This is a genomic window from Caballeronia sp. GAFFF1 (assembly GCF_023630705.1).
In the GTDB taxonomy this organism is placed as follows: domain Bacteria; phylum Pseudomonadota; class Gammaproteobacteria; order Burkholderiales; family Burkholderiaceae; genus Caballeronia.
Genome location: NZ_JALQEM010000034.1, coordinates 13,636 through 34,877 on the forward strand (window position 1 = coordinate 13,636; position 21,242 = coordinate 34,877).

Here is a 21,242-nt window from a genome sequence, read left to right on the forward strand (position 1 = left end):
CATGAACATGCCGACGGAACAAGCCGCGCTCGTGCCGGCTGAAGCAACCGCGCAAACACAATCGAACGCGACGCAAGCACACTACGACAAGTCCGACGTCACGTTGCGGGACCGCCTGATCGAGGCGGGCATTCTCATCGATACTGGCGAAGACGGACTCTATGGCCGCAGTGCGATTTTCGAAGATATCGTCGAACGCCTGAATCAGGCCATTACGTTGCTGGGCGCGGACCAGCATGCAGAAGTGCTGCGTTTTCCGCCCGCCATGCGCCGGCGCGACTTCGAAGATAGTGAGTATCTGAAGAGCTTTCCGAATCTCGCCGGTACGATTCATTCGTTTCAGGGCAGCGATCGCGGGCATCATCGCCTGCTGGAAGCGCTTGAAAAGATCGTTCATATCGGCGAAGAGGAAGAACGCTCCGACGAATGGATGGACCAGCAGAAGCCCACGCGCCTGGTGCTCACCCCGGCCGCCTGCTACCCGATCTATCCGCTCGTTGCCAAACGCGGCAACCTCGCGAAGGACGGCGCAACGTTCGACGCATTCTCCTACTGCTTCCGTCACGAGCCGTCCATCGATCCGGGCCGGATGCAGATGTTCCGCATGCGCGAATATATTCGCGTCGGCAGTCCCGAACAGGTCATGGCATTCCGCCAGAAGTGGATTGAACGCGGCTCGCTGCTCGTAGAACTCTTGCAGTTGCCGTTCGAGATCGATCTCGCCAACGATCCTTTCTTCGGGCGCGGCGGCAAGATCGTTGCGGATAGCCAGCGCGCGCAGCAATTGAAGTTCGAACTGCTCGTTCCGGTCGCGACGCCCGACCGCCCGACCGCATGTCTCTCGTTCAACTATCACATGGAACACTTCGGCGAGCTGTGGCACATTCGCCAGGCAGATGACGCCGTCGCGCATACGGCATGCGTGGGCTTCGGGATGGAGCGCACGACGCTGGCCCTGTTCCGCCATCACGGTCTCGATGTCAAGGCGTGGCCTGCGTCCGTGCGTGAGTTGCTTTGGGGCGATGCAGCGCCGATCATCTCCAAGGGCCTTGCCAAGATGGGTCAAGAGGCATGAACGCGCGCTCGCCTGCAGAAGCGTTGACTGGCGCGGACGACGAAGCAAGCCGCCATGCATTGCATCGCGGCGAGCGCGTCTGGCTCGAAACCAATTGCTATGTCGATTTGTGGATCGAGCTGCTGCATCACTTCGGCTGCGATCCGCATGCGGCGCTCGGCTTCACGGTGACGCAAGCGTTCGAGGGAGACCAGTTCACGTTTCCCAAGTTCTCTCTCGACGATATCGGCAGGCTTTACGGCCTGCAAGCGCAAGAGCTCGCCATCTACGATACGCTCGAAGCACACGTATGCGAGCAGACGAAACGCGGGCATGTGGTGGTCGCCGAAGTCGACGCGCACTATCTGCCCGATACGCGGGCTACCGCTTATCGTCAGACGCACTCGAAGACGACCATCGCGATCGACTCAATCGACGCTCAAGCAAAACGCCTCACGTACTTCCATAACGCAGGCTATTTCGCGCTATCGGGCGAAGACTATGACGGCGTCTTTCGATTGATGCCGAATCTCGCAAGCGATGTGCTTGCGCTATTTCCATACGTCGAATTCGTCAAGCGCGCGAGGGCGCCGCTCGAGGGGCAAGCATTGGTGCAGCGTTCGCTCGAACTACTCAAGCTGCGTCTCGTAGATCGGCCGGGCGCGAATCCCATCACGCAATGGCGTAGGGAATTCCCCGAGCATTTGCAGAGACTGCTCGAGCGCGACGTCGCCTATTACCATCTGTACACGTTCAACGTCATGCGTCAGCTAGGTTCGAATTTCGAATTGCTGTCGAAATATCTGACCTGGCTGGGTGCGAATGGCGTGACTGTTCCAGAGGACATTCGGAGTAACGCACAGGCCATTGCCAGCGAAGCGATGGTGATGCAGTTCCGGCTTGCGCGGGCACGTATGCGTTCGCGTTCGGACTCATGCAACGACTGCCTCGACTCACTCGAAGCGGCGTACGAGAAGGTCATCGAGCCCCTCGCCTCGCTTCTTCTTTAGAACCGGTGCCGCGCCTCGACGCGGCACCGGCTTCTCATTCATCCCCGAAGGTTGTGATATGAATGGCTCCCCGCTCGCGCCTCGCCGCCTGGACGCAGCGTGGCAATGCGCCAGCACGCCTGCCGGCGCATATGCGACACCCATGGCGCTCGACGCCTGCATCAAGTGGCTGGATGCGCAAGTGCCGGGCACGGTTGCTTCCGCACATCGCGCAGCAGGCGTGAACGACGAAGCACTCGCTCAACCGTTCGCGCTCTCGGACCATTGGTATCGTCTGACGCTGCACGCGGAAGGAAAACGACGCGTGCGATTCAAAGGACTCGCCACGATAGCCGAAGTCTGGATCGGCGACCGCAAGCTATTGGAGTCGGACTCGATGTTCATCACGAATGACATCGACTACGAATTCACGGGAACGACCACGCTCCATTTTTGCTTCAGATCTATTACGCCTGCACTTGCAGCGAAACGCGGGCGAGCTCGCTGGCGTCCGAGGCTTGCGCAACCCGCGACGCTGCGCAACATTCGTACGACCCTGCTCGGCCATATGCCGGGATGGTGTCCGCCAGTGCAAGCTGTTGGACCTTGGCGCCCCGTGGAATTGATTGGCGAATCGCCTGAATCCATTGATCGCGTCGATCTAGCGTCGCGTGTAGAAGATGGCGATGGCGTCGTCGATGTAACGGTGCGCTTCTTTCACGCGCAAGCACCGGATGATATGCGCCTGGAATGCGGCGAGGCGTCGGCCACGCTGGTGTGGAAGGATGCGCACACCGTAACCGGCCGCGTGCGCGTGCCACAGGCGCGCTTATGGTGGCCTCATACACACGGACAACCTGCACGTTATGCCGTGCAGCTCGTCGGGGCATCGACGGGGGTCGTCTCTTTGGGCGAGATCGGCTTTCGCAGAATCGAAGTGGACCGCGGTCCAGATAATGCCGGGTTCCGACTGGTCGTCAATGGTGTGCCGATCTTCGCGCGCGGGGCGTGCTGGACATCCGCCGATATCGTCGCACTGGATGCATCGCGAGAGAAACTTGCATCGATCTTCGACGCATGTCGTCGCGCGGGTCTGAATATCATTCGCGTGAGCGGCACCACACTCTATGAGTCGGACACGTTTTACGAGCTTGCCGACGAATACGGCATTCTCGTCTGGCAAGACTTTGCTTTCGCCAATTTCGATTACCCGAGCGACGAGGGCTTCCAGCGCGCCGTGCAGCAGGAAGCCGAGCAGTTCCTCGCGCGCACGCGGCGCTTTGCGTCGCTTGCGGTACTATGCGGCGGAAGCGAAGTGCATCAGCAGGCCGCCATGCTCGGGCTTCCGTTCGACGCCTATCAGCAACGGCTCTTCACGGAGCAATTGCCCTCGATCGTCGCAGCTATGCGTCACGACGTGCCGTACGTTGTGAACTCACCGAGCGCCGCGGCCGGCGATACGTCGTCGATGCCGTTCGGCACGCGTGGCGGCATCACGCACTACTACGGCGTTGGCGCATATCAGCGTTCCTTCGACGATGTGCGCCGTGCCGACGTGCGCTTCGCAAGCGAATGCCTCGCCTTCGCCAATGTTCCCGATAGCGCCGCGTTGCGACTCGCGCCGAACGCGTCGCGACCGCATGAGCCACGTTGGAAAGCCGGCGTGCCGCGCGATCCTGGCGCCGCCTGGGACTTCGACGACGTGCGTGAGCACTACCTGCGCACCGTCTACGGCGTCGACGTGGCGCGTTTGCGGTACGAAGACCCTGAGCGGTATCTGACCTTGTCGCGCGCCGTCGTCGCCGACGTGATGGGCGCAGTCTTTAGCGAATGGCGACGCAAAGGCTCGTCCTGTGCCGGTGGCATCGTGTGGAATCTTCTGGACGTGCGGCCGGGCGCGGGATGGGGAATCATCGATGTCCACGGCGTTCCGAAGAGTCCTCTGCATGGGCTCGCTCGCGTGCTTCAGCCGGTGCAAGTTCTAGTCACCAACGAAGGCCTCGACGGGCTTGATCTCCACCTCGTGAACGAAACGGCGCACGACATTCGCGCCCGTGTGACGCTGAGTTGCCTGCGCGATGGCGCGGTCAAAGTGGCGGGCGGTTCGTGCGAGATCACGTTGCCCGCTCGCGGCGTCGAACGAATCAACTCGAACGGTCTCCTGGGGGCGTTCTTCGATACGACCTACGCCTATCGCTTCGGCCCACGCGCACACGATGCGACTCACGTCGTTCTAAGCGACATTGCCACAGGTGAAGTATTGTCAGAGGCTTTTCACTTTCCCGATCTCGGCGTTGCAGACCGCCGGGATCCTGTCCTCAGCGTGACCGTCGAGAAGCATGCTGCAAGATGGTGCCTCAACATCAGCACCACTCGGCTCGCGCGCTGGGTACATGTCGATGATCCCAACTATTATGCGGAAGTCGACTGGTTTCATCTCGCGCCCGGAAGCACGCGACGGGTTCCGCTCGTCGCGCGTCGCCCGGACGTTTCTATGAAGCCGGAAGGGGAAGTCGTCGCATTAAACGGGACTGCGGGTGCGTCGTACACAGCGTGAGGCGGTGCCATTGTGTTGCTCTACCGGGCTTCTTTTGGGTGAACGCTTCGAGGAACGCGATACAACGCATCCAACGCGTCGGTGAATTCCTCTGTGCACCCCATGCGCAGAAGGAACTTGTCGATGCGAATCATCTCGATGATGCCTTCCGCTGCAATGATCCGATAGAGCGCCCCTGATTCGTTCTTGATTCCGACTCGCATGCGCGCGCGGCGCCCCGGCAAGCAGGTCGCGTGTTTCGACACGAAGTTCAGGATCTGCGCATCGAGCGCCGATCTGGCTGGGCCATTGATCAGATGGCTGCGCATGCGGGTTCGTTACTTTCGGACCTCCTCACAATAGCATGGCTCACTGCGGCTGCCACTATCAGGCAGCGACCAAACGCGTTACCCATTACTTCCAAGCGTAACGAAGCCCGACCCAAACGCCACGCGGCGCGCCTACGCCCAGAAATTGTTCATTCGTCGTATCGGTTCCGCTGAACGTATGGTTAGGTCCATTAAAAGCGTTCTCTCCAAGAATGGCAAAGCTCGCATAGCGCTTGTTCAAAAGATTTCTGACAGTTGCGTAGATCTGCAACTGCTTGGTCACGTTATAAGTCGTGTCGAGGTCTATCAAGAAGTAGCCTGCGACGCTGCCATTCACGTCCTGATTGTTCTCGTCCCCGCGCGAAAAAATATTGCTACGGTAAGTCAGGTTGCTACCGACATTCCATTGCGCGACCGGAGAGTAGTCGACACGAAGCTTCAAGGTATTAGCCGGAATTCCGGGAATGCGGTCGCCCGAATGGACGGTAATGTTGCCGTTACCGTCGGCGCTCGAATTGCTGGGACTCTGCTCGACCCACGTCGAACGATAGGTCGCGTCAACATAGCTATAGCTCGCGCCGACGCTCAGGGGCCCCCATTGCGTCCGGCCTGCGAGCTCGAAGCCCTGACGACGCGTCTTGCCCACGTTCTGAAAATAACCGAGCGTGCTCGATGCGCCTTGGCTGCTGACGAACTGGATATCATCGGACAGAGTCGTGCTGTATGCCGCAGCGCTCCAGCTCGTCGCGTTGCCGATGCGGCCGCGCGCACCGACTTCGAATGTACGCGAGATCACAGGCCTGAGGTCCGGGTCTGCAATGAAGTCATTCGGTAGAGAGCAAGGTGCATTCGGGTCCGCGCAAGCGAGTTCGATGGCAGTGGGCGAGCGCATGCCTTCGTTATACGTGGCGTACGCAGTAAGCCACGGCGTCGGATTCCAGTTGAAGCCAATAGCAGGGTTGAAACGCGAGAACGTGTGATTTCCGTCGAGCAAAGGCTGCACGCCGCTTTCGTCGCCGATAGTCGCCTTCGACCAGTTGTATCGTCCCGCCAGCGTCAACGACCATTGCTCAGTGAAAGAAAAGGTGTTCTCGAAATAGATGCCCCAGTTCTCGTTGCGCGTCCTCGCGTTCGTGCCGGAAACGAACGGGCCTATGCCAAGCGTCGCGCGAGTGTCCGTAAATTCCGCAGGCTGTGTCGCCTGCGTGAAGTGGGTATTGGCGAAGTCGCCTGCCGCCCCGAGAACGAGTTGATTGTCTTTACCGAATAGCTTGTTTAGCAGCGTAAGTTGCAGGCTCGCGCCATAACTGTCGGTCAGCACGACGGATTGCTGGTTGGTCGCCTGTACGAGGTCGACATCGTTGTCGCCGCCGGCCGTTCCCGGGTTATAGGCGTCGTTGACGTTGCTGCTAGTGTTTTTGTTGCGATAGTGCCGGTAATAGACGTTTCCACTCAGTTCAACGTTGGGCGAGAGATAATGCTCGGCATTGATCGTGATATAGCCGAGTTGGTTCTCGTTCGTGTCGGGATAGGTGTACGCCTGGCGAAAATTGTCGAGAAACGACCTGGGGATGGTTTGCGATCCGTTGAGCGTATTGTCGGCGCCGCCGATCGACATGGATACGGTGGTATCCGCATCGGTGTAACGCAGTTTCCCGAATGCCTGACGCAAGCGGCTCGCATTGTGCGCGGCCCAGCCGTTGTCATTCGTGATGTTGGCCGTGAAGTAATAGTCGAGGTGATCGCCAATGACACCGCCCTGTTCGGTTTGCGCCGCTTTTCTTCCCCACGGTCCGCCGCTTACATCGACATTTCCCCCGGGGTTACTACGGCCGTTCTTCGTCGTGACCGCCACCGCACCGCCGAGCGTATTGAGTCCGAACGTCGGGTTCGAGCCCGGGATGATCTGCATCGTCTGAATGGCCGCTTGCGGAATCAGATCCCAGTTAACCACATCGCCGAACGGTTCATTCACTCGCACGCCGTCGAGAAAGACCGACAAGCCCTGCGGTGTGCCCAGCAAAGGCGAAGCAGTGAATCCGCGATAGAGAATGTCAGTCTGCGACGCGTTGCCTTGTGCGTCGTTGGTGTCCACGCTCGTCACGTTTCTCTGCATGTAATCCGCTATGGTCGAGGTGGTGGACGAATGCTGCGCTTGCATTTCACTGCCCTTGATGGTTTGGACATTAGCAGGCACCTTCTCCAGCGGAGTGCCGACGCCCACCAGCGGCGTCGTACCGACGACCACGATGGTCGGCAATTCCGTGGTCGCAGTCGACGCCGCGTCGGGCGCGGTCGTCGCTTGCGCCCATGCCCCCGCCGTCATGCTCGCCAGTGCGCCGCCGACCGCCACCTTATATCCGGCGCGGAGAGTAAGCGAACGCGCCTGCCTAAGGGTGCAGGAATTGCTCCTCATCGCCGTCTCCTGTCATATTATTTTGTCAAGATACACGTGAGCTGTTCTTACTTTGAAAGAGTCGCATGACGAAGGGTGCGCGCGCCGGGACTTTCTCCCGATCGCGCCGGGAATCCCTCCCGAAGGCGGCAGCACGGCTCGGTGCGCATGTCGACGAAAGCAGCCCGCCAACACGAATCGTCGTAGGCCGGTTTGCTGGGCTGCGATAACATGAGTAGAGCTGTCTCAACCGACAACGCAAGGACTGGAATGACCGAACGCTTCCGCCCCGCAACATCGAAGTATGTGTACGGCGCCCTTGTCGGACGCATTACCGATGGCAAAGAAAACCCAAACGGCAGTTCGCCGCATTACGAGATTCTTGTCGATGCCGCGGGCACTCCGTATCGCATTGCGGTCAACATCCGCTCCGTCGAAGGCAGCGAAGTCCTCGCCTACAGCAGCAACCAATACACGAACGAGACGAAGCTCGGCATATCCGGACGGATGTCGGGACCGCACGGTTTCACCCCGCTCACTACAGGCAAGCAAGGTGAGGGACTCGACTATCTGCGCGATAATCTCTTGCCGCTGGATCAGATGAAGCCCATCGCGGCAGATGGTAAGGGCAGCACAATGTCCGCCCTTCTCGACGGACAGATACAGCGCGCGAAGAGCGATAAACAAGCGGTGGTGCTCGCTGTTGGTGACAAGTTCGACGACTACGCGACACGCGAGCCGCTCGCCTTTTCGCTTGGCCGCGGCGTGCACGACATTCATATGATGCAGGGCAACTCAGGCAAATTTGCGGACGACAACCGCATTAACGGCGACGGAGCGCTCTTTATCCGGTTCGCAGGCGGTGAGACGTTTGCCCTTTTTGTACGCTTCGCGACGCAGGCGACTGAGACTGACGAAAACGGTAATCCCTCGAAGCCTGTTTAATGCGCTCTCAACGCATCGACGATATTCATGCGCGATGCCCGGAGCGCCGGCAGAAAGCCGCCTACGATGCCCATGACGAGCGAGAAGACGACAGTCTGGAATACAACCGTGGGCGTGAGCATGAAACGGAACGAGAGGTCGGAGAAGGTCTGGAAGTTCGTTGTGGAGAAGGAGGCGAACTGCATTAACGAAGCGCAGCATAAGCCTGCCATGCCGCCTACTAGGCCGAGCAACAGCGCCTCCAGCAAGAACGCAAGCAGCACGTCCAATCGCTTGAAGCCGAGCGCCCGGAGGGTCCCGATCTCGGCCACGCGATTGGCGACCGACGCATACATTGTGATCATCGCCCCAATCATCGCTGCGATTGAGAAGATGATCGAGAGAGTAAAGCCGAGTATGTTGATGAACGTCGACAGAGCCTTCGACTGATCGCCATAAAAAACCTGCTCGCGCTTGGCTTCGTCCGCGAGGCGCGGGTCCGTGTCGATGTCGGTCCTGAAGCGTTCGAGCGCGTCGCTGCGAACGAGGCGCACGACCATTAAAGAGTAGCTCGTTCGGCGAAACGACTGCATGAGTTGGTCGACATCGCCCCATATCTCCGAGTCGAAGCCGCTGCCGCCTGCATCGAAATGACCGACCACCGTCCAGTCGCGTTGCGCAAAGCGCAAGTGATCGCCAATGCGCGTACCGGCGAAGCCCTTCGCGATATTGCTGCCGACAATGATCTCCGACGATCCACGCCTGAAGATGCGCCCTGCCGACAGCTTCACCTGCGGGCGCAATTCGACACCCATTGGCGAAACGCCGCGTATCACTACGTTGGCGGGCGTATTGGCGCCGAGCTTGATGAGAGAGATCAGCACGACAGTCTCCTTCGAAGCGAGAGGCTGACCATCGCGATTCATTGCGACTGACGGATGCATTGCCATTACGTTCGCTTGCACGCGATCGACGGAACTCTGTATCTCCGTCTCCGCGCCCTTGCGGATCACCACCACGTTATCGCGCTCTCCCGTCGAGACGAGCGTTTTCTTCAAGCCCGCGTCGAACATTAGCACGGTGGCAAAAACGAACACGACGAGCGCAAGGCCGCTAGCGGTCAGAAGCGTCGTGAGACGACGCGCCCATAAGTTTCGTGCGACATAGGTGACAGGAATAGCCATCGCCGTACGTCCTCAACCAATCGCCCGAAGGCCTTCGACGATACGCACGCGGCTAGCTTGCACCGCCGGCACGATCGCCGCGGAAAGCGCAATCACGAATGCGCATGCGGCCTGCAACAGCATGGTTTCATGCGACACCTTGAAGATAGGGAACACGCCGCCGGTTGCATGCTGAAAGACCACGGCAGCGGGCGGAGTGGCGAGCATGCCGATGCCGCCGCCGATCGCACAAATCGCAAGCGATTCGCCGAACACCAGTGCCGAGAGAAAGGCGGGTCCGAACCCGAGCGCCTTGAGCGTCGCATATTCGACTGTTCGTTCGCGCGCACTCATTGCCATGGCGTTCGCCATCACCGCCAGGATAATAAGGATGACTACATAGGACACTACGCGTATCGCCGAGATAATCTGATTCGACATCGCAACGAAGCCGAGTTGGAAAGCCTGCTCCGTTTCGGTCAGTGTCTCCGCGAGCGAGTTCTTGAAAACCGCATCGATGTTACGGGAAACCGTCGCCCCTTTATCCGGATCGTCGATGCCGACGACATAGACGCCCACTTGATCCACGTTGCGCTTCGTGGTCTTTCGAATCGTTTCGTTGAGATATTCCCAGTGAAAGACGAGTTGCCGCGTAATGGTGGATTCGTCGCGCCCTTCCATGATGCCCCGCACCACGAAGTCCCACGTGCCCGGATAGATGGTGCCCTTGAGAGGAATGACATCGCCCACTTTGAAGCCGTATTGCGTCGCAAGCTGACGTCCGATGAGACAGCCTTTGCGATCGCGACGGTAGTCGGCGCGCGCTTGCGGCGTTATGACTAACTCCGGGTAAAGGTCGAGGTAGTTGTCGGATACGGCGAACTGCGCAAAGAAATTCTTCGGGTCCCGGTAGATGCCGCCGAACCAGTTTGAACGCGCAACCATCGTGACGCCCTCGACGCCGCGAATGCGGTTCTCATAGGCGAGCGGCAGCGGGAATACGAGTGATATTGCATTGCGCGTGACGAGCCTCGCGTTGGATGCAGCCGCCGCACCGGCATACCACGCATCGACGACCGTATAGAGCAGGCCATACGCGAGCACGGCGATGGTCAAGCCGAGGACGGTCAACGCGGTACGTAATCGATGGCGCGTCGCATTGCGAAGAATCAGCTTGAGCGCATACATGTGTCAGCGCGCCTCGGCATCGATGAGTTCACCCTTCTCCAGATGCACGAGCTTTCTCGCTGCATTTGCCGCATGCGCGTCGTGCGTCACCATGATGATGGTCTTGCCGAGGCGATCGTTCAGACGCTGCAACATGGTCAGCACTTCGGACGCGGACGTGCGATCGAGGTCGCCGGTCGGTTCGTCAGCGACGATCAACTTTGGATCGGTCACTACCGCACGCGCGATCGCGACACGTTGCTGCTGCCCGCCCGATAGCTCCGACGGATAATGACTCATGCGCTCGCTCATGTTCACCATGTCGAGCACCATCGCGACACGCTCTCGCCGCGCTCCGCGCGAGAGGCGCGTGAGCATCAGCGGAAGCTCGACGTTCTCGAAGGCGGAGAGCACCGGCATCAGGTTATAGAACTGAAAGATGAAGCCGACATTCGATGCGCGCCACTCCGCGAGCGCCGCCTCGGGCAAGCGAGTAATGTCAAGTCCGCCGACGCGCAACCCGCCGCTATCCGGCCGGTCGATGCCGGCAATGAGATTGAGCAACGTGCTCTTGCCCGAACCTGACGGCCCCATCAGCGCGACAAAGTCGCCCTCAGTGATGGACAGGCTTATGTCGGTCAGCACGGGTACCGTTTGCACGCCGCGCCGGTACGACTTCGCGACGTGGCTGATCTGAATCAGGGGCGCTGTGGTCACGCTATTTCTTCGCCACGGTGACGCTCGTGCCGTTCTTTATCTTGTCGCCGGGCGCGAGCACGAGCGTATCGCCAGGCTTGACGCCTGATACGGCCAACAGGTCCCCAATGCGCTCGCCCGTTGCCACTGGCACTTCGCGCACTGTGTCGTTGTCGACCAAATACACCACGTTTCTGCCCTCGCGCGTGACGACAGCAGCCGGTTGGACGGCCACGAGGGCTTTCTTCTGAGCCGCAGGCACTGGCTTCGAGAGAAAGGCGACTTTCGCGCTCATGTCGGGAAGCACGCGCTCATCGCGCTCGACGAAACGCACCTTCACGAGCACGGTGGCTTTGGAGCGATCGACCGTCGGCACGATGCGCGATACGCGGCCCGCAAAACGTGTATCCGGCAACGCGTCGAGTTGAATCTCGCAAGGCTGATCGACGGCGATATGCCCGATGTTCGACTCCGCCACATCGGCTTCGACTTCCAGCGTCTTCATGTCTGCGATCGTGACGACCGCGCCTTTGCTGTCCGATGCTGACGAGAACGGCGTAATGTTGTCGCCGACGTTAGCGTGTTTCTCGATTACGACACCATCGAACGGTGCGCGGATCACCGTCTGATCGACGGCGACCTGTGCCGCGCGCGCATTCGCCTGCGCAGATTGGATGGCCGCTTGCTCGCTGTTGATCGAGGCTTTCGCCTTATCGAATCGGGAGCGGTCGGCGTCGTATTGCGAAGCGGAAATTGCGCCGTGCGGAGCGAGCACGAGTGAACGCTTCAGATTAGCCGATGCGTTTTCGAGTTCGGCGCGCTGCAACTGCAGATTCGCCTGAGCGACTTTCACTTGTGCCTGCGCCTGGGCCAGCGCCGCGGCCACATCCGCGCTCTCGAGCCGCGCAATGACCTGCCCTTCCTTCACCGGCGTCCCCTCGAGTACGCCGAGCCATTCGACCCGCCCTTGCGCCTTGGATGCAACCGCCGCCTTCCGCTGCGGCACCACATAGCCGGTTGCATTCAAAATGGTATAGCTCTGCGATGGGTACACGGACGTAACGGTGGTCGTCTCGACGGTATGGGGCCCAGCCAGCCGAAGAGCGGCGCCGATCAGCGCGAGAACGAGCACCAGGACACCCGCGTATCGCAGCCAATTGCGCCGCCTCCGCGGCGCCACGGCGCCCGGACCTGTCGTCCGATCGATTCTTAATTTTTCTAAGTCGTGTTCAGCCAATTTCTGACGTAAGCGCCGTTGAGTGCCAGCGAGATGGCTGCTTGAGGCAGCGGTCCGGCGCGTGTTGCGGTGAAGGGATGCTCAGTATAGCGCCGGAGCTTACAGGTGCTTACGCTTCGCGCTGGCGGCTTGTCACTGGCTTCGCAATGGAGGCACATCTGGTGGCATTCTGCATGCAACGCGCAAGCGATTGCATTCTCCGTCGCATGGTGCGGCATTGTGATGTTGGACAGCAATCTCGCCGCCGCGCTGGTGGCGGTCTGAGCATTGCGCTGACCGGCAACATCGACCCCGAGCGGCGTATTCGTTCAATGTTCGAGCGCATTCACGGCTCGGCATCGGAATGAATCGGCGCTATCCGGTCCATCGTCTGCGTGAATTCGAAGCGGCACGGCCCGCGATGGCGGCATCCGAAGCCGCGACGGCGGACAGATCGTTGCACACCCGCGATCTCGGCGGTGACGCGACGACTGCGCAAGTGACGGCCGCTGTCGTGCGCGTTCATCGAGCGCGGCGGGGCTGGCGCCAGTGTAGCGGCGTCATGACTAACTTCGTCTAGGCGAATGCGGCTGTCCGACGCGTGAGGCCGGACTGCAATCAGTCACCGGCTTACAGGGGTATATCGGTCGGTCCGGAGAAGGTCCCAGACGCCGCACCGTCCCTCGTCCGCAATAAAAGCTAAACAGCAGTCGCCCCACCAAACGACTCGCAGCGTAATGGAAGCCTTGCCATCCGCCGTAGAGGGCGCAGACGCCGGATCGACTCTGCTCGATTGCATGCAAAGTTCGAAATTCAAACGGCTCGGCCGATTCCCCTGCTTTTATTTTAAGATAGCCGCTTCTCCGTGACTCGGCGACGTTTGCCAGGGGTAGGTACGTGTTTTTCCCACTATCAGGCCGCAACACCGTGGCGTGCGCCGCTGGTACGGCGCTCTGCCTGTCGATCGCTTTGCACGCGCAGGCAGCGCGCGGCGCAGCGCAAGGAAACGGTGCAAGCGCGGGTCTTTCCGCGAGCGCCCCGAGCGCCACCACCGCCAGCATTCTTTCAGCCGAATCGCTGCCGCCTCATTTCGCCGGCGACGATCCCGAGCATGTGCGAGATGCGTTGGCGGCGGCGACCTCGTCCGGACAGCAAGCGGCAACGTCGAGCCCGTCGATTACCAGTCGTGTTCGCAGCTTTCTGTCGCGGCCCTTCGTGGCGGCGGGGCACCGGCCGAAGAGCCCGAGTGGCGCCCAGCCGTCGATCGACGACGCATCGCGTCCCGACAGAACTTTTGTATTCGTTATTCCTGCTGCCTACGGCGTGCGTTTTGAATCCAAGAAGAAGCTCCTGTCGGTCGATGTATCGCTTGCCGCGCCTGATCGGCCGGACGCCATCCTCCTGAAGCGCGAAGTCCACGGACAAAGCGGACGCAAGTTGGTGATCGCACCAGAGGCCAAGGCGAAGGGCTTCGTCCAAACCATCGACACGATCCAGCTCGAAACCGGTGCGCGCGCCAAGACTACTGTGCGGGGGCGGGCTGTCGTACCGACGTTCGACGCATCGCGTGGCAGTGATGATTTCGCGATCGTCATCGTCTGCTTGCTCGAACCACCTTATCTCTCGGACCGAACGGAACACAGCGAGCCGACCGACGAAGAACCCACGGACATCACGAGGAGGACATCGACATTGCACGGCCGCATCGATGCGCTCTGGCTGGTGGACCGGAACGACGGCACGGTCATATCAAGGCGTCTGCGTCTCGTCAAATAGGCGACCGCCCGCGGACAAAACTTCTGCAAGTGCCGGCGGTGTCAGCTTCACTTCTCGAAGTGCATGCAAAACACCGAAGCAACGTCGAAACGCACCGGCACCCATCTACAATCGAGGAATACGAGCGCGTAGGTTCGCTCGTGACCGGCATACGTAGGAGTGCTGCGCCCGGACATCCCGAACGCTAGGACCACGCGTCGCGGATCGATCGGAAACACGCTCGCGTCACGGAGAGATGAATGCGCCGTAAAATCAGGGCCGTACGCCAAAGCGGCCGAGCCGTCCGACGACGGCTATTTCGCCGCAATACTCATGCATGGATGCGCATAGCCGACGTCTTCTCGCAGTTCCCGCTTCTCGCGGGCGCGATTGGCACGGCAGTGGCGCTTTCGATGGCCGTGCTCTCGTTCGCCGCTTTATGGCAAGGTCGCGCACAGGCGCTGCAGAACGCGCACCAGGCATCGTCGAACGTGGTCGCCACACTGAGCGCGGACATTGCACGCAATATCGAATCGAGCGACCTGTCGTTGCGCACCATCGTGAGTGGCAGGCAAAATCCAGTCGTGGCCGGCCTATCTCCGGAACTCCGCCGGCTGGTCCTCTTCGACGGCGCGACGGCCGTGAGCTATATCGGCGGCGCCTTCGTGATGGATGCGCAAGGGCGCATTGTCGACGAACGCGATCCTTCCGGACATGCCGATCTCCTCTTCAACGACCGCGACTACTTCAAGGTCCACGTCGAGCGACCGGACGTCGGGCTATACATCTCCGGGCCGTATCGCTCCCGCTTGCGCAGCGGTCAACGTTCTCTCGCGTTGAGCCGGCGCATCAACGCGCCCGACGGCTCGTTTGCAGGCGTCGCGGTCATCGCGATGAACGTCAGTTACTTCGATTCGCTGCTGTCGCGCGTGAACGTAGGACGCTCCGGATCGGTATTCATTGTGCAACGCGACGGTCTCATGCTCGCTCGCAAGCCGCCGTTGCCTCGCGACGGAGCGAATAACGTATCCGCATCGCCGACGTTCGCCTCGATGAAGCAGGAAAGCTCCGGCTCGTATATCTCCACCTCTCCACTCGATGGCGTGCGCCGCCTTTATACCTTCGTGCGCGTGCCGGGTACGAACCTCATCGCCGCCGTTGCACCCGCAGAAGACGACGTACTCGCAGGCTGGAGGGAACGCAGCACGGTCATCGGCGGCCTGACGCTGATGTTCGGCGGCGGCTTTATCGCCATCTCGTGGCTTCTTGCGATTTCGCTGCGTTCGCGCGCCATCGCGCTCGAGAAGTTGCAGCGGCTCGCCGGCACGGATTCGCTGACGGGCCTGAGCAACCGTCGCGCGCTCGATCGACGTCTCGGCGAAGAGTGGCGTCGCGCACGCCGCGCCGACTATCCGATCTCGGCGCTCTTCATCGACGTCGATCACTTCAAGTTCTATAACGACACCTACGGTCACGCGATGGGCGACGATGCACTGGTGGCCGTTGCCGATTGCATGCAGAACGCCGTCCAGCGACCCGGCGATATCGTCGCGCGCTACGGCGGAGAGGAGTTCGTGATCGTCCTTCCCGGCACCTCAGCGCCCGCAGCCGTCGTCTTCGCGGAGCGCCTGCGCGCCAACGTCGAGGCGCTCGATATTCCGAACAGCAGGTCCCTGAAGGGCGTACTCACGATCAGCATCGGATGTGCAACGGTTCATCCGCGGCAAGGCGACGACGCGCTCAAGCTGCTCAACAGCGCCGATGCCGCGCTTTATCGCGCGAAAGGCGCCGGCCGCAATCGTGCGGTTCACGAAAACAGCATGGCGAGCGGCAACGCGTAGGCACAGTCAACCTGTGCTTACGTTAACACGCCGGCATTTCGCATACGAAGGAGCCACCCAATGACAACGTCGGCGGCCATATCCGCGATTCTGCTGGCGATTCTTCTCGGCGCGATGATTCCCGGACCGAGCTTCGTCATGGTCGCGCGCAACGCGATCAGTCTTTCGCGGGCCGACGGCCTCGCCACGGCGTTTGGCATGGGCCTCGGCGGGATCGCATTCGCCGGTATCGCGCTGGCGGGTCTCTACACGCTGCTATTCGCCGTCGAATGGCTCTATGTCGCGTTGAAAATAGCCGGCGGACTCTATCTCGTGTACATCGCGCTGCGCATATGGCGCGGCGCCTCGCAGCCGCTGTCAATGCAGACTCGCGGCGGACAAGTCACCGGCAGTCTGCGCCGCTCGTTCTGGCTCGGCCTGACCACCCAGCTGAGCAACCCGAAGACCGCAATCTGGTACGGCAGCATCTTCGCGGCGCTCCTGCCGCAGCATCCGCAGCTCTGGTGTTATTTCGCGCTGCCGTCGCTCGTATTCTGCATTGAGTTCGGCTGGTACACGGTCGTCGCGCTCTGCTTCTCGAGCCGTCGGCCGCGCGATGTGTACTTGCGAGCGAAAGGGTGGATCGACCGCATCGCGGCAACGATGGTCGCAACGCTCGGTTTGCGACTAATCGTCGCTGCGGGCAAGGACGGCCTTTGAGCCGGCTTGCATTCAGAATTCCGACACAAGAATGGAGAATTCGGAATACCAATATGCCCACCTGGCTGTCCTTCGGCGTACCGGAAGCGCGCCGTTTCGTGCGCACGCTCGTCGCGTGTGCAATCAGCTATGCGGGCGCGCGCCTGGCCGCGCTTCCAGAAGGCTATTGGGCGCTGATTACGACTCTGGTCGTCGTCACTCAACCGAGTCTGACGCAAGCCCTCGGCACCGCACGCGATCAAGTCATCGGGGCCTGCATCGGCGGCGTGGCGGGTGTGATCGGCGTGATGGCCATTCAGCGCGGCGCTGCGCCGCTCGACGTATTCGCGGTCGCGCTGATACCGCTCGCCGCCCTGACCGCGAAGCGTCCGGCCATGCGGCTCGCCTGCGTGACTCTCGTGATTGTCGTCTTGATACCAGCGGGCTCCGGAGCCCCCTTCCAGCGGCCGTTGCATCGGGTACTCGAGATTCTTATTGGCGTGACGGCGGCATTTATCGTTTCAGCAATATGGCCGAATCGCGCGCTCCTTACCGCTCATCGACGTGTCGCCGACACCCTGGAAAGCCTCCGTCAGCTCATCGACATACAACTCTCAGGACAAGCCGACGAAGACCGGGCCGCCCGGCTTGAAGCACTCAGCGCGCAGGCGCAGCAGGCCCTCGACGATGCGCTTCACGAAGCCGAGCGCGAGCACATCATCGTGCCTTTGCGCAGTCATCGTTCGGATGCAATCGACAAGGCTGCGCCGTTTCTGCGTCGACTACATAGTGACGCGCTGTTTCTTGGAAAGGCGCTGTCGAATGAGCCGACGGGTGAATACAAAATGCATTACCGGGAGATCGGCCGCGCGCTGCAGGCGCCGTTCGCAACTCTTGCGGACGCCCTCAACGACATGAAGCAGGATCCGTCGAAGCTGGAGCGCGTGCGCGAGTGCATGCGCCATCTCAAAGAGGCGCTCGAGCACAATCGGGCGGATGTCGGGGGGCGGGACGTCGCTTACTTCGTCGTCGGCCTCATCGTGACGGACCTCGACGCGCTAACTACGGCCATCTATCCAAGCGACCAACCAAGGAGGCGTTAGCGCGACAGTCCCCGCGCATCTATGGGCCACATATCGACGACGCGTCCGTTACGATGGCACACGTATTCATCGTAGAGATTGACCGTCGGATCGCAATGGCCTGGCGGCAACATAATGCGCGTGCCAAGCAGCGAACCCGTGTCGCCGGATCGCGCAAGCTGTGCTTCCAGCATGCCGTGTTCGTCATTCGCGGCAATGTAGGTGAAGGAGTGCTCGTCGAACGCATCGAGCGGTTGCACGCTGCGCGGCAATCCCGAGTCAACCGCCAGTCCTTTGAGCCCGACATCGCACACGGCGACGCCGGGCCGCGCGGCACTCATAATCGTCGACAATACGAAGAGACTTTGCCGCCAGCGCAGGGAGTCGCTCCATGTCAACTCACCGTAGTCGCCGTCCATGAACAGGTAAGACCCGGGCTGCAACTCGGTATAGACGCCACTGGCGGCATCGAACTCGACAGTGCCCGTTCCGCCGCCGGTGATGACGGTACATTGAATGCCACGTGCCTCCAATGTGCATGCAAAATGCGCCGCGCGTTCAGCGGCACGACTCGCTGCGGTCTTGCGGGCCTGCCAGTCGACAATATGCTGGGCGCCACCGTGGTACGCCTGAATACCCGAGAAGCAGAGCGCCTCCTGTGCGGCGATCGCATCGGCGAGCGACAGCAGCGCGTCGTCGTTGGTCACGCCGCATCGATGCTGGCCCGCATCGACTTCGACCAATATGTCGATGTGGACGCCCGCGCGTGCCGCCGCGTCTCCGAGCGGGGCGACTTGCGTCAACGCATCGACGCAGACCGACAGCCTTACGTGCGATGCCAGTTCGACGGCCATCGACACTTTGTCCACGCCGACGAACTCGTTACTAATGTGGATGCTCGCGATGCCCGCCGCTGCGAACGGGTACGCCTCCGACAACTTCTGGCAGCAAACGCCGACCGCACCGGCGTCCGTCTGACGTCGCGCGATGGCGCTAGACTTGTGCGCCTTTGCGTGCGGGCGCAAGGCGACGCCGTGACGTGCCGCCAACGAGTTCATCTGCGCGAGATTCGAGTCGAATGCGTCGAGATCAAGCACGAGAGAAGGCGTCGCAACTTCGGCGAGCGTGTCGCCGATGCGGGCTGCGGGTGGTGGGGCGAGCGTCATGGGCGCGGGCGAGTGAGGTGGCGGAGAGTCATCTTATCGCGTGACACTCCGCTCGCGAGCATGCTGCGCGCAAAATGCCGCATTCAAAGTGCAGCATTCATAGTGCCCCATGCGGAGCGCGAAGCCGCCAGAGACTTACGCCGGGACTTCCGTCTCCAGAATGGCGCCTTCATCTTTCAGCGCCTGGACACGCTCGTCGTCGAAACCATACTCATGCAGCAGTTCGGACGTGTGCTGGCCAAGAAGCGGTGCCGGACGCGACGACTGAGTTGCAGAATCGGAGAAGTGAATCGGCAAGCCGATGCCTCGCATACGGCCCGCAAGCGGATGCTCCGTCTCGACGATCATGCCCCGCGCCAAGGCTTGCTCATGTGACGACGCCTCGGGAACGCTGAGCACCGGTCCGCTCGGCAAGCCGATTTCGTCGAAGGCGGCGAGCCACTCGTCTGTGGTCCGCTCGACGAGGCGTGCAGTGAGAATTGCGACGAGCGCTTCCCGATGCTTGAGCCGTCCGGCGTTCGTCTGGAAACGCTCGTCCTGAGCCAATCCACTGATGTTCAGTACTCCGACTAATCTCTCATAGTTGCTCTGGTTGGCCGCGCCGATGTTCACCCATCCATCGCGTGTGCGAAAGGCCTGATATGGCGCACTCGTCGGATTGGCCGAGCCTGCCTTCGGCAGCACCGTCCCGTCCGCGAAGTAGTTGGCGAAGGCCCAGTACATTTGCTGCAATCCGGCTTCGAAGAGCGACGTATCGACCATCTGCCCCAAGCCGGTGACCTGTTTTCGCGCATACGCCGCGCTGATGCCGAGCGCGGCGAGAATGCCCGCGTTGATGTCCGTGACAGGGGACCCCGCCTTGATTGGCGCCTGCCCCGGCTCGCCGGTCATGCTCATCAAGCCACTCATGCCTTGAGCGATGAGATCGAAGCCGCCTTTGTCCGCCATGGGCCCACTGCGCCCATAGCCTGAGATTGCGCAGTAGATGAGACCCGGGTTGACGGCGCGTAGCGCTTCATAGCCCATGCCGAGTTTTTCCATCGTGCCGCGCCGATAGTTTTCAGTAACGACGTCGGCAGTCGCGAGCATCGTCTTGAGCACCTCCTTGCCGCCCTCGGTCTTGAGGTTAAGCGCGATGCCTCGCTTGTTCCGGTTCACGATAATGAACGATGCCGATTCGCCGCTCGCGAGAATGGGCGCGAACCGCCGGCAATCGTCGCCGTTCGGGATCTTCTCCACCTTGATGACTTCCGCGCCCATGTCGGCGAGCATCATTCCGCAGATGGGGCCTGACATGATGTGCGCGAGTTCGATCACCCGCATGCCCGCTAACGGTCCCTTCCTCGTCCCTGCCGATTCCGTCGTCCGCTTAGACGCGTCGTCTGGTATTTCGTATGCCATCTCAGCGCCCCTTGAATTCAGGTTTGATCTTGCTCAGAAACGCCTCGTACCCTGCGCGGAAATCATCTGTGCCGAAACAGGCGAATCCTTCGTCACGGTCGTCGTCGCTGAGCGGTGTCGGATCCAACACGCGACGGACGAATTGTTTATGCCAGCGCGCGACGAGCGGCGCACCATCGGCAATGCGGCGCGCGGTTTCATAGGTATGCGGTGTCACGTCGCCATCCGGAACGATTCGTGTGACCAGTCCTTTTGCGAGGGCCTCGCTCGCGCCGAAGATTCGTCCTTCGAGCAAGATCTCCAGCGCGACCGCTGGCCCCGCCAGTTGGACAAGCCCCTCCATTTCCGCATGAGCCATCACTAAGCCCAGGTTCTTGATTGGCGCCCCGAACCGGCTCGACTCGCCGCAGATGCGCAGATCGCACATCGCCGCGATTTCGAGACCGCCCCCGACGCATATGCCGTGGATCATCGCAATCAGCGGGTGACGACAACCCTTCAACGCCGCAAGCGTCCGGTGCATGATTGCGCCGTAGGCCCTCGCCTGCTCCACGTTGGACCGGTCGGTGCGAAACTCCGCAATATCGTTGCCGGGCGAAAACGCCTTCTCACCCGCGCCGCGCAGGACGATGCAGCGCAGCGCATCGTCTCGGGACAGCGCCTCGATGGTTTCGCCCAGCGATTGCCACAAGTGCTTGGTCATTGCGTTGAGCTTCTCGGGCCGGTCGATGATAACCGTCGCGATATCGCCGTCGCGCGTCGTCACGATGGATGCTTCCGCCACTTTGCCTCCTGATTGAATGTTGCATGCACGTCGGGCCGCCGACCCACAGTCGGAGCGGCCCACCCG

At 61.0% G+C, this 21,242-nt stretch carries 18 protein-coding genes; 9 read left to right on the top strand and 9 right to left on the bottom strand.

The genetic code is table 11. The features are described from left to right. Position 1: 1 nt before the first annotated feature. The 3 genes from NCR37_RS19750 to NCR37_RS19760 are packed head-to-tail and all read left to right on the top strand — an operon-like array spanning position 2 to position 4,600. The gene (locus NCR37_RS19750; RefSeq protein WP_250474526.1) at positions 2-1,075 is read left to right on the top strand and encodes an amino acid--[acyl-carrier-protein] ligase; all 1,074 of its coding nucleotides are present in this window, start codon (positions 2-4) and stop codon (positions 1,073-1,075) included. Next, positions 1,072-2,064, top strand: coding sequence for a DUF1839 family protein (locus tag NCR37_RS19755; RefSeq protein WP_250474527.1), 993 nt, complete (start codon positions 1,072-1,074; stop codon positions 2,062-2,064). The genes NCR37_RS19750 and NCR37_RS19755 overlap by 4 nt, the downstream gene beginning before the upstream one ends. Before the next feature lie 58 nt (positions 2,065-2,122). Further along, entirely contained in the window at positions 2,123-4,600 is a 2,478-nt protein-coding gene (locus tag NCR37_RS19760; protein ID WP_250474528.1) for a glycosyl hydrolase 2 galactose-binding domain-containing protein, read from the top strand. Positions 4,601-4,620: 20 nt separating this feature from the next. Here NCR37_RS19760 and NCR37_RS19765 read toward each other — a convergent pair whose 3' ends face one another. Next, positions 4,621-4,908, bottom strand: a complete 288-nt coding sequence (locus tag NCR37_RS19765; protein ID WP_250474529.1) for a hypothetical protein — start codon at positions 4,906-4,908, stop codon at positions 4,621-4,623. Between the two features lie 85 nt (positions 4,909-4,993). Next, positions 4,994-7,324: a TonB-dependent receptor gene (locus tag NCR37_RS19770; protein WP_250474530.1), complete on the bottom strand. Its 2,331-nt coding sequence runs from the start codon at positions 7,322-7,324 to the stop codon at positions 4,994-4,996. A gap of 249 nt (positions 7,325-7,573) precedes the next feature. On the opposite strand from NCR37_RS19770, the gene NCR37_RS19775 reads away from it, so the two are divergent. Then, positions 7,574-8,248 carry a DUF2278 family protein gene (locus NCR37_RS19775; RefSeq protein WP_250474531.1) on the top strand — a complete coding sequence of 225 codons (675 nt, stop codon included), beginning with the start codon at positions 7,574-7,576 and terminating at the stop codon, positions 8,246-8,248. On the opposite strand, the gene NCR37_RS19780 is transcribed toward NCR37_RS19775, so the two are convergent. From NCR37_RS19780 to NCR37_RS19795, 4 genes are read right to left on the bottom strand one after another with little or no spacing between them, the layout of a single operon-like run. Continuing rightward, a complete protein-coding gene (locus NCR37_RS19780; RefSeq protein ID WP_250474532.1) occupies positions 8,245-9,411 on the bottom strand; it encodes an ABC transporter permease in 1,167 nt (388 codons plus the stop codon). The genes NCR37_RS19775 and NCR37_RS19780 overlap by 4 nt on opposite strands. Positions 9,412-9,423: 12 nt before the next feature. Then, complete coding sequence (locus tag NCR37_RS19785) at positions 9,424-10,578, bottom strand: ABC transporter permease (protein ID WP_250474533.1); 1,155 nt, start codon at positions 10,576-10,578, stop codon at positions 9,424-9,426. Positions 10,579-10,581: 3 nt separating this feature from the next. After that, entirely contained in the window at positions 10,582-11,274 is a 693-nt protein-coding gene (locus tag NCR37_RS19790; RefSeq protein ID WP_250474534.1) for an ABC transporter ATP-binding protein, read from the bottom strand. A gap of 1 nt (position 11,275) precedes the next feature. Then, a complete protein-coding gene (locus tag NCR37_RS19795; RefSeq protein WP_250474715.1) occupies positions 11,276-12,460 on the bottom strand; it encodes an efflux RND transporter periplasmic adaptor subunit in 1,185 nt (394 codons plus the stop codon). Between the two features lie 176 nt (positions 12,461-12,636). Here NCR37_RS19795 and NCR37_RS28730 point away from each other — a divergent pair, with 176 nt between their 5' ends. The 5 genes from NCR37_RS28730 to NCR37_RS19820 all read left to right on the top strand — a co-directional run bounded on the left by NCR37_RS28730 (position 12,637) and on the right by NCR37_RS19820 (position 17,846). Then, positions 12,637-12,837 carry a hypothetical protein gene (locus tag NCR37_RS28730; RefSeq protein ID WP_502800566.1) on the top strand — a complete coding sequence of 67 codons (201 nt, stop codon included), beginning with the start codon at positions 12,637-12,639 and terminating at the stop codon, positions 12,835-12,837. A 529-nt stretch (positions 12,838-13,366) separates the two neighbouring features. Further along, positions 13,367-14,245, top strand: a complete 879-nt coding sequence (locus NCR37_RS19805) for a hypothetical protein (RefSeq protein WP_250474535.1) — start codon at positions 13,367-13,369, stop codon at positions 14,243-14,245. Positions 14,246-14,565: 320 nt separating this feature from the next. After that, positions 14,566-16,065: a GGDEF domain-containing protein gene (locus tag NCR37_RS19810; RefSeq protein WP_250474536.1), complete on the top strand. Its 1,500-nt coding sequence runs from the start codon at positions 14,566-14,568 to the stop codon at positions 16,063-16,065. Positions 16,066-16,125: 60 nt separating this feature from the next. Beyond that, on the top strand, positions 16,126-16,764 hold the full coding sequence (locus NCR37_RS19815; RefSeq protein WP_250474537.1) for a LysE family translocator: 639 nt from the start codon (positions 16,126-16,128) through the stop codon (positions 16,762-16,764). 53 nt (positions 16,765-16,817) lie between these two features. Continuing rightward, a complete protein-coding gene (locus NCR37_RS19820) occupies positions 16,818-17,846 on the top strand; it encodes an FUSC family protein (protein ID WP_250474538.1) in 1,029 nt (342 codons plus the stop codon). Here NCR37_RS19820 and NCR37_RS19825 read toward each other — a convergent pair. The 3 genes from NCR37_RS19825 to NCR37_RS19835 form a co-directional block, all read right to left on the bottom strand. Beyond that, positions 17,843-18,991, bottom strand: a complete 1,149-nt coding sequence (locus NCR37_RS19825; RefSeq protein WP_250474539.1) for a DSD1 family PLP-dependent enzyme — start codon at positions 18,989-18,991, stop codon at positions 17,843-17,845. The genes NCR37_RS19820 and NCR37_RS19825 overlap by 4 nt on opposite strands. Before the next feature lie 135 nt (positions 18,992-19,126). Next, entirely contained in the window at positions 19,127-20,314 is a 1,188-nt protein-coding gene (locus NCR37_RS19830) for a CaiB/BaiF CoA transferase family protein (RefSeq protein WP_250474540.1), read from the bottom strand. Between the two features lie 79 nt (positions 20,315-20,393). After that, positions 20,394-21,176 carry an enoyl-CoA hydratase/isomerase family protein gene (locus NCR37_RS19835; RefSeq protein ID WP_250474541.1) on the bottom strand — a complete coding sequence of 261 codons (783 nt, stop codon included), beginning with the start codon at positions 21,174-21,176 and terminating at the stop codon, positions 20,394-20,396. Between the last annotated feature and the right edge of the window lie 66 nt (positions 21,177-21,242).